7 protein-coding genes and 1 pseudogene are annotated in these 8,019 nt (G+C 73.4%); 3 read left to right on the plus strand and 5 right to left on the minus strand.

What is annotated here, in order from left to right; translation table 11 throughout:
* Nucleotides 1-380: pseudogene (locus tag AB0F81_RS49400) on the plus strand (hypothetical protein); the annotation flags it as partial.
* Here the strand turns inward: AB0F81_RS49400 and AB0F81_RS49405 are convergent.
* From AB0F81_RS49405 to AB0F81_RS49420, 4 genes are all read right to left on the minus strand, one after another.
* Nucleotides 377-1,345 (minus strand): hypothetical protein, encoded by a 969-nt coding sequence (locus AB0F81_RS49405; RefSeq protein WP_360211084.1) that lies wholly within the window; start codon nucleotides 1,343-1,345, stop codon nucleotides 377-379. The pseudogene AB0F81_RS49400 and the gene AB0F81_RS49405 overlap by 4 nt on opposite strands.
* Nucleotides 1,346-1,385: 40 nt before the next feature.
* Nucleotides 1,386-2,165, minus strand: a complete 780-nt coding sequence (locus AB0F81_RS49410) for an SAM-dependent methyltransferase (RefSeq protein ID WP_360211086.1) — start codon at nucleotides 2,163-2,165, stop codon at nucleotides 1,386-1,388.
* An 87-nt stretch (nucleotides 2,166-2,252) separates the two neighbouring features.
* Nucleotides 2,253-3,926 (minus strand): glycoside hydrolase family 13 protein, encoded by a 1,674-nt coding sequence (locus AB0F81_RS49415; RefSeq protein WP_360211088.1) that lies wholly within the window; start codon nucleotides 3,924-3,926, stop codon nucleotides 2,253-2,255.
* Nucleotides 3,927-4,007: 81 nt separating this feature from the next.
* Entirely contained in the window at nucleotides 4,008-5,051 is a 1,044-nt protein-coding gene (locus tag AB0F81_RS49420) for a LacI family DNA-binding transcriptional regulator (RefSeq protein WP_360211090.1), read from the minus strand.
* 100 nt (nucleotides 5,052-5,151) lie between these two features.
* Between AB0F81_RS49420 and AB0F81_RS49425 the strand changes: the two genes are divergently transcribed.
* Together AB0F81_RS49425 and AB0F81_RS49430 are read left to right on the plus strand one after the other, a co-directional pair.
* Nucleotides 5,152-5,964, plus strand: coding sequence for an MEDS domain-containing protein (locus tag AB0F81_RS49425; RefSeq protein ID WP_360211092.1), 813 nt, complete (start codon nucleotides 5,152-5,154; stop codon nucleotides 5,962-5,964).
* Nucleotides 5,961-6,926, plus strand: coding sequence for an anti-sigma factor RsbA family regulatory protein (locus AB0F81_RS49430; protein WP_360211094.1), 966 nt, complete (start codon nucleotides 5,961-5,963; stop codon nucleotides 6,924-6,926). The genes AB0F81_RS49425 and AB0F81_RS49430 overlap by 4 nt, the downstream gene beginning before the upstream one ends.
* On the opposite strand, the gene AB0F81_RS49435 is transcribed toward AB0F81_RS49430, so the two are convergent.
* A partial coding sequence (locus tag AB0F81_RS49435) for a sulfite oxidase (protein ID WP_360211096.1) occupies nucleotides 6,869-8,019 on the minus strand: 1,151 nt, incomplete at its 5' end. The genes AB0F81_RS49430 and AB0F81_RS49435 overlap by 58 nt on opposite strands.

The following is an 8,019-nucleotide window of genomic DNA, read 5'->3' on the forward strand; positions in this document are numbered from 1 at the left end:
TGGCCGCGGCCCGGTGGCTGGCCGCCCGGCCCGGATATACCGGGATCGGCGCGGCGGCCCTGGTCGGGCTGGGCCGCCTGGACAACCTCGACGAGGTCGCCGGCCTCTGCGCGGACCGGCCGGTCGTCGCGGTCCGCACCGCCGAGCAGGTCGGCGCCCGCCAGCGCGACCTGATCGCCGAGGACCCCGCCGGGCTGCGCACGGTCGTGGCCCGCCTGGCGGGACGTGGCGACCTGGCCGGTGGCCTGTTCGCGGTGGCGCTGGTCCGGGCCGGCGCCGGCTACGGCTGGGCGCAACCGTGGCGGGACCTGCTGCTGCGGCTGCGCGAGCACCCGCAGACCGAGGTCCGCGACGAGGCCTGCGCCATCGATATGACCTAGACCTTCTTCACCAGCACCTTCCGGCCCGAGGCCTTCACCGTGTAGCTGACGGTCTGGCGGGTCCACGGGTTGGTCGCGTACACCCGGGTGCCGCCGGTGATGCTCTTGACCTTGACGATGCTCGCCCCGGCCGCCGCGTTGGTGGCCGCCGCGTCGCGGCGGACGATCTTGCGCAGGGTGGTGACGCTGACCTTGCGGCCCTTGGCGGCCTTGCGGGTGTCGGCGGCGCCGGCGACCGCCGCCCGCTTCACCGCGGTGCTCATGCCCAGGTAGGCGACGCCGGTGGCGAGGGTGCCCGAGCCGATCGTCGCGGCCGCGGCGGGCAGGGTCACGGTCTGCGGGCCGTAGGTGTAGGCCAGGGTGACGTCCAGGTCGCCGTCCTCGTCCGACAGCGCGGCGTGCGCGCCGGTCAGCACGCCGGCGGGGGAGACCCGCAGCGTCACCTTCGCGCCCTCGGGTTCGACGACCGCGTAGTCGGCCGAACCGTCGTCGTGGGTGGTCCGCGAGCCCGCGATGGTGTAACCGGCGACGACCGCCGGTGTCACCGCGAAGTCGTCCAGGTCCACGCTCGTGTTGCCGATGAACACGTATCGCACCGAGGTGCGGCCCATCATCTTCAGGGCGGAGCGCTGCCGGGAGTCGCTGACCTGCGTGTAGATGCCGCGCCCGTCGACGGCGAACAGCTGCTGCGTGCCGCTCGTGGTGACGTAGCGGCCGTGCGCGGCGTCGAGGACCGACGTCTCGGTGGCGGTCACCGCGTCCAGGGTGATGCGGGTCGAGGACTTCCAGCCGGAGGCGGCGGCCTTGGTGGAGGCGGCGGCCACCGCCTTCATCGCGGCGGTCATCTCGGCGGCGGTCAAGCGGGTGGTGGTGTCGGCGGCGTACGCGACACCGGGGGCCACGAGCAGGCCCGCCGTCACGGACAGGGTGGTGAGCAGGACGGCGGGCCGGGAGAGAACAGACATGCGCCGACCATCGGCCCGGTGGTGCCGCACCTGAGGGCAATCAGGGTTTGCGGGCAACCGCCCCGTACTCGTCGACGGCGCGCAGCTCCTCGGCGGAGGCGCCCGGCGCCGGGCGCCACTGCGCGCACGGCACCAGGCCGGGTTCGAGAACCTCCAGGCCCTGCAGGAAACGGCTGATCTGGTCGGGGTGGCGCAGCTGGTAGGTGAGCGGGGCGTTCGCGTTCCACACCGCGATCGCCTCCTCGAACGCCGGCCCGTCGATGACGTTGGTGCCGTCGGCGGTGACCAGGTAGCTGCCGGACGGCAGGCCGGCGAGCAGCCGCCGGACGATCGAGGCCGCCTCGTCGAGGTCCGGCACGTGTCCGAGGATGTTCATCAGGATCAGGCCGACCGGCTGCGCCAGGTCCAGCGTGGCGCCGGCCGCCTCGATGATCTTCTCGGGTTCGTGCAGGTCGGCGTCGAGGTACTCGGTCGCGCCCGCGCCGGTGCCGGCGAGCAGGGCCCGGGCGTGCGCCAGCACGAGCGGGTCGTTGTCGACGTAGACGGTCCGGGAGCCGGGCGCGGCCTTCTGCGCCACCTGGTGGGTGTGCTCCGCGGCCGGTATGCCGGTGCCGACGTCCAGGAACTGCCGCACGCCACGGTCGGCCGCGAGGAAGGTGACCGCCCGCCGCAGAAACGCCCGGGACTGGCGCGCGACCACCGTGATGTCCGGGTAGAACCCCGCGAAGTCGTCGCCGACCTGCCGGTCCACCGGGTAGTTGTCGGTGCCGCCGAGCCAGTGGTTCCAGACTCGCGCGGAGTGCGGGACGTTGTCGGTCATGGACCGGGAGCATACGCGCCGGCCCGGTGTCCACTGCGGACGGTGCCCGGCCACCCCCACCGTCCTGGGGTGGCCGGGACGCTTACCTCAGATCGACCACCAGACGCAGGTGTCCGGCGGCAGCACCACGTTGTCCGGGGTGCCGTCGATCGGGCCGCTGGCCAGCAGCAGCTCACCGGGACGGCCGACCGCGACCGGCTGGTCGCTCATATTGACCGTGCAGCGGAACACCGGGGCGCCCTCGACCTCGCGCTCGAACGCGAGCAGGCCGGCCGGCGCGGCCACCCAGCGCAGGTTGTCGATCGGCGCGAGCGCCGGGTGGGTCCGGCGGATCGCGATCGCCGAGCGGTACAGCTCCAGCGTCGAGTCCGGCACGCCGGCCTGCGCGGCCACGCTCAGCGCGGCCCACGAGTCCGGCTGCGGCAGCCAGCTGCCGCCACCATCGGGACCGAATCCGTACGGGGCGACCGTGCCGCTCCACGGAATCGGCACCCGGCACCCATCGCGGTAGCCGTCCTGGCCGGTGGCCCGGTGGAACGCCGGGTCCTGGCGCACCTCCGGCGGCAGGTCCAGCACCTCGGGCAGGCCCAGCTCCTCACCCTGGTAGAGGTAGGCCGAGCCGGGCAGCGCCAGCATCAGCGCCGACGCGGCCCGGGCCCGGCGCAGGCCGGCGACCTCGTCCACGGCGGTGGCCTTGCGGCCGGCCACCTCGCCGTCGGCGGTCTGCATCAGCCGGGTGGTGTGCCGGACCACGTCGTGGTTGGACAGGGTCCAGGTGGTCGGCGCGCCGACCGTGCGCATCGCGGCCAGCGAGTCCTCGATCATCTGCTGCTGCTCGTGCACGTTCCACGCGGTGCCCAGGTAGCTGAAGTTGAACGCCTGGTGCAGCTCGTCGGGGCGCACGTAGTGCGAGACGCGGGCCAGGTTGGGCGCCCAGGCCTCGGCCACGGCGATCCGGTCGCCCGGGTACTCGTCGAGGATCTTGCGCCACTCGCGGTAGATCTCGTGCACGCCGTCGCGGTCGAAGCAGGGGCTCTCGCCGACGCCGAGCAGGTGCCATTCGGCGTCCGAGCCGACGTCCGGCAGGCCGTCCTCCTTCACCAGGCCGTGCGCCACGTCCACCCGGAAGCCGTCGACGCCCAGGTCGAGCCAGAACCGCAGGATGGTCTTGAACTCGTCGCGGACGGCCGGGTGCTCCCAGTTGAAGTCCGGCTGCTCCGGGGCGAACAGGTGCAGGTACCACTCGCCGTCGGCGACCCGGGTCCAGGCCGGCCCGCCGAAGATCGACGGCCAGTCGTTCGGCGGCAGCTCGCCGTTCTCGCCCTTGCCGGAGCGGAAGTGGTAGCGCTCACGAAACGGCGAGCCGGGCCCTCCGGCGATCGCCTTCTGGAACCATTCGTGCTGGTCGGAGGAGTGGTTGGGTACCAGGTCGACGATGACCCGCAGCCCGAGGGCGTGGGCGCCGGCGATCAGCTCCTCCGCGTCGGCGACGGTGCCGAAGATCGGATCGACGGTGCGGTAGTCGGAGACGTCGTAACCGGCGTCCGCCTGGGGGGAGGCGTAGAACGGGGAGAGCCAGACCGCGTCGACGCCCAGATCCCGCAGGTACGGCAGCCGGCTGCTGATGCCGGGCAGGTCGCCGATGCCGTCGCCGTTCGAGTCGGCGAAGCTGCGCGGGTAGATCTGGTAGATGACCGCGTTGCGCCACCAGGATGCCGGCGGCGCCTCGACGGTGGGCGGTGCGATCAGTGCATCTGTCATGGCGAGCAAGGTAGCAGGCAACTAACACGTGTTACATAGCTGAGCGGCTGCTTTCTTTCAGCAAGTTCTTGCAAGCAGGCGTTATGCCGGTTTTGCGGTGGAATCCCGGACGATCAGCGAGGTGCCGAGCGTCTGATGCGGGTGCTGCGCCTCACCGCGGATCGCCGAGATCAGGAAGTCCGCGGCCATCCGGCCCTTGGTGACGATCGGCTGCCGGACCGTGGTGAGCCGGGGACGGAACCAGGCCGACTCGGCGAGGTCGTCGAACCCGGTCACCGAGACCTCCCCGGGGACGTCGATTGCAAGTTCTTGCAGGGCATCCACGGCGCCGTACGCGAGCACGTCGGAGAGCGCCATGATCGCGGTCGGTGGCGTGTCGCCGGTCATCAGCTCCCGGGCCGCCCGGTAGCCGTCGGAGCGCGTCACCGGCGCCTCGGCCAGCCGCACGTCCGCCATCGCCATCCCCACCTCGGCCAGCGCGTCCGCGATCCCGGCCAGCCGCCGGGCGAGCGGGCCGTAACTGCCGTGCGCCACGGCCTCGCGCTCCGGGCCGATGGAGAGCACCGCCAGCCGCCGGTGCCCCAGCTCGAGCAGATGCCGGGCCACGTCCCGGGCGCCGCCGCGGTCGTCCACCTCGACGCTCGGCGCGCCCTCGTGGCGGTCGCTGTCGATCAGCACGAACGGGATGCCGCGGCGGTCCAGTTCGGCCACCTCGCCCCGGTCGGTCTCCAGGCCGCAGACGATGAAGCCGTCCACCGCCGCGTACGGAATCGCCTTGAGCACCGACTCGCGCAGCGGCGGCGTCAGCAGCAGGGTGTAACCCTCCTGGTCGCACACCTGCCCGACGCCCATCAGGAACCGGGCGTAGTACGGGTTCTCCAGCGTGCGCGCCAGCCGCTGCGGCAGCAGCACGCCGATCGAGTTGGTGGTGCCGGCCTGCAGCATCCGGCCCAGCGTGTCCGGCGTGTAGCCGAGCCGCTCGGCGACGCCGAGAATGCGCTCGCGGGTGGCCGCGGAGATCCGCTGCGGATTGTTGAAGGCGAACGAGACCGCCGACCGGGAGACCCCCGCGGCCGCCGCCACATCACTGGACGTCGGCTTGCCGCTGGCCCTTCTGGACGGCATCCACGCTCCCTCGATAGGCGACTCACCTTAACGCAGGCGCCGATCCCCCGGACGGGCGACGCGACGGGCCCGATCCGCCCGGCCGTGACAGGCTGGGGCGATGGCGCACGGGGCGTCCTCTCCGGAACACACCTGCTGGGCGTACGACGATCATCAGACCTTCGTGCTGCACGCGCGGGCGTTCCTGCACGCCGGCCTGACGGCCGGGGAGCAGGTCTGGTACGTCCCCGGCCGTCGCTCCAGCGGGGTCACCGGCTGGCTGCTCGACGGCGCGCCGGACTGGCCGCCGGGTGCCGTCCGGGTGTTCGACCCGCAGGAGGTCTACTCGGCCGCCGGCGCCTTCGACCCGGTCGCCCAGCTGACCGCCTACATGGCCGCCACGCAGGACGCGGTGGCGGCCGGCTTCCGCGGGCTGCGGGTGGTCGCTGACGCGACGGCGATGGTGCGGACCCGCCCCCAGCTGGACGCGTTCGTCCGCTACGAGTACGCGATAGGGCGCTACATGCGGACCGCGCCGCTGAGCGCGCTCTGTGTCTACGACCGCACCGAGCTGGGCGACCGAGCCGTCGCCGAACTGGCCTGCGTGCACCGCCGGACCAACGCCGGCCACGTGCCGTTCCAGATGTACCCCGGCCGCACCGCCCGCGACACCGTGCTGACCGGCGAGGTGGACGGCTCCGCGGAGGATCTGTTCGCCACCGTGCTGGAACGCGCCGAGCTGCACCCGGTCGCCGGGGAGGTGGTCGTGCACGCCGAGGAGCTCGGCTTCATCACCCACCGTGGCCTGCTCGCGCTGCAACGGCACGCCGAGCGCCGGGAGCTGACCGTGGTGATCCGTACCCCGCTGCGGACCGTCGCGCCGATGGTGGGCGCGCTCGGGCTCACCGGCATCCGGGTGGAGTCGCTCGGATGATGACGGCGAACCGCGGACACCGCCACGATGCCGTCTGCTACGACTCGGACGAGCACCTGCTGGCGGTCGTGGTGCCGTTCCTGCTCGGCGGGATCGCGGCCGGGGAGCCGACCGTGGTCTCCCTGGGGGAGCGCGCCGAAGGGCTGGTCCGCGCGATCCTGCCGCCCGGCGACGGGGTGACGTTCCTGGCCGGCGGGGCGGTGTACGCGCGGCCGGCTTCGGTGATCCGGCAGTACCGGAACCTGTTCGCCGACCACGTGGCCGCGGGCGCCGGGCGGATCCGGATCATCGGGGAGCTGCCGTCCACCGCGCACGGGATCACCTGGGACTGGTGGGCGCGCTACGAGGCGGCGGTGAATGAGCTCTACGACGACTTCCCGGTGTGGAGCATGTGCGCCTACGACACCCGGATCACCCCGGAGGTGGTGCTCGCCGACGTACGGCGCACGCACCGGCGGACCGTCCTGCCCGGCGGCCGGCACCTGCCCCACCCGGAGTACACCGAACCGGCCGCGTTCCTCGGCGAGCCGCGCCGGCCGCTCCCGGACCCGCTGCAGCAGGCGCCGCCGCGAGCCGACCTCACCGACCCGTCCCCGGGGCGGGCCCGGGAGGCGATCCGCGAGGTCCACGACGATCTCCTCGGCCGGGAGGCATTGGACGGCATGCTGCTGGCGGTCAGCGAGGCGGTCAGCAACGCCCACCGGCACGGCCGCGGGCCGGTGCGGATGCGGGCGTGGACCGGGGCTGACCGGGTGGTCGTGTCGGTCTCCGACACCGGCGCCGGCCCGGCGGACCCGTTCGCCGGGCTGCTGCCCGCCGGCGACGGGACCGCGGGCGGTTTCGGGCTGTGGCTGACCCACCTGTTCTGCGACCACGTGGCGCTCGACCGGGGGCGGCCCGAGGGTTACACGATCCGGTTGACCGCGGTGACCGGCAACCGGACCACGGCGTCGAACAGGTAACCGAGCGTGTTGTGCCGGGCCACGTCGGGCTGGGTGTTGCCGTGCACGTCGGTGGCCCGGGCCAGCAGCACGTGCGCTCCGGCGGCCGGCTTCCAGTCCAGTTCCCAGCGCTGCCAGACGCCGCCGGGGGTGTTGCCGTACGGCCGGGCGCGGCGCCACGTCGCGCCGCCGTCGGTGCTCACCTCGACCCGCCGGATCGGGCCGTGCGCCGACCAGGAGCGGCCGGTCAGCCGGGTGGTGACCCCGGCCGGGACGGTCACGCCCGGGTCCAGCTCGAACGCGCTCTTGATCACCTGCTCGTCGAACGGCCGGCCGCCGGCCGGGAACTCCGGCCCGAACAGCCGGTAGAACTGGGTGTTCCACGGCGAGAAGAGCGGCTCGGCGGAGACCTCGATCCGGCCCACCCACTTGATCGAGGCGATCCCGGCCCAGCCGGGCACCAGCACCCGGACCGGGGCGCCGTGGTCGGCGGGCAGCGGCTCGCCGTTCATCTCGTAGGCGAGCAGCACGTCGTCCAGGGCCTTGCGCAGCGGGAACGGGCGGCGGACCGGGCCCAGGTCGACGCCGCCGCTGACGAAGTTGGCGTCCAGGCCGGTGGGCTGCACGTCCACGGCGTGGCGGGCGAGGCCGGCGCGGCGCAGCACGGTGGACAGGCGCACCCCGCGCCAGCGGGCCACGCCCACCGCGCCCAGGCCCCAGGGTGTCCCGGAGACCGTTTGGCCCTGCTGGGAGGTGAAGTAGCCGCGGCCGTTGCCGGCGCACTCCACGGCGACCGCGCGGGTCTCGGCGGGCAGGCGCTGCAGGTCGGCGAGGGTGAAGTGGGCCGGCGCGCCGCGCAGGCCGTCGCCGGTGATCTCCAGGCTCCAGGTGGCCGGGTCGATGATCGGCGTGCTGGTGTGGTTGCGGACGAAGAACCGGTCCACCGGCACGTAGTAGCCCTGGTCCTTCAGGGCCGACCAGCGGGTCTCCGCGTTCGTCCCGTGCACCGTGAACAGCTCGGGCGGCAACGGTTTCACGATGGGCGAGGCCGCGGCGGCAGCCGCGCCGGCCGGGTCGTCCGCGAGCGCGGCCGCCTGCTCGAAGCGCTGCTGCG

Source organism: Actinoplanes sp. NPDC024001 (genome assembly GCF_040638955.1).
GTDB lineage: Bacteria > Actinomycetota > Actinomycetes > Mycobacteriales > Micromonosporaceae > Actinoplanes.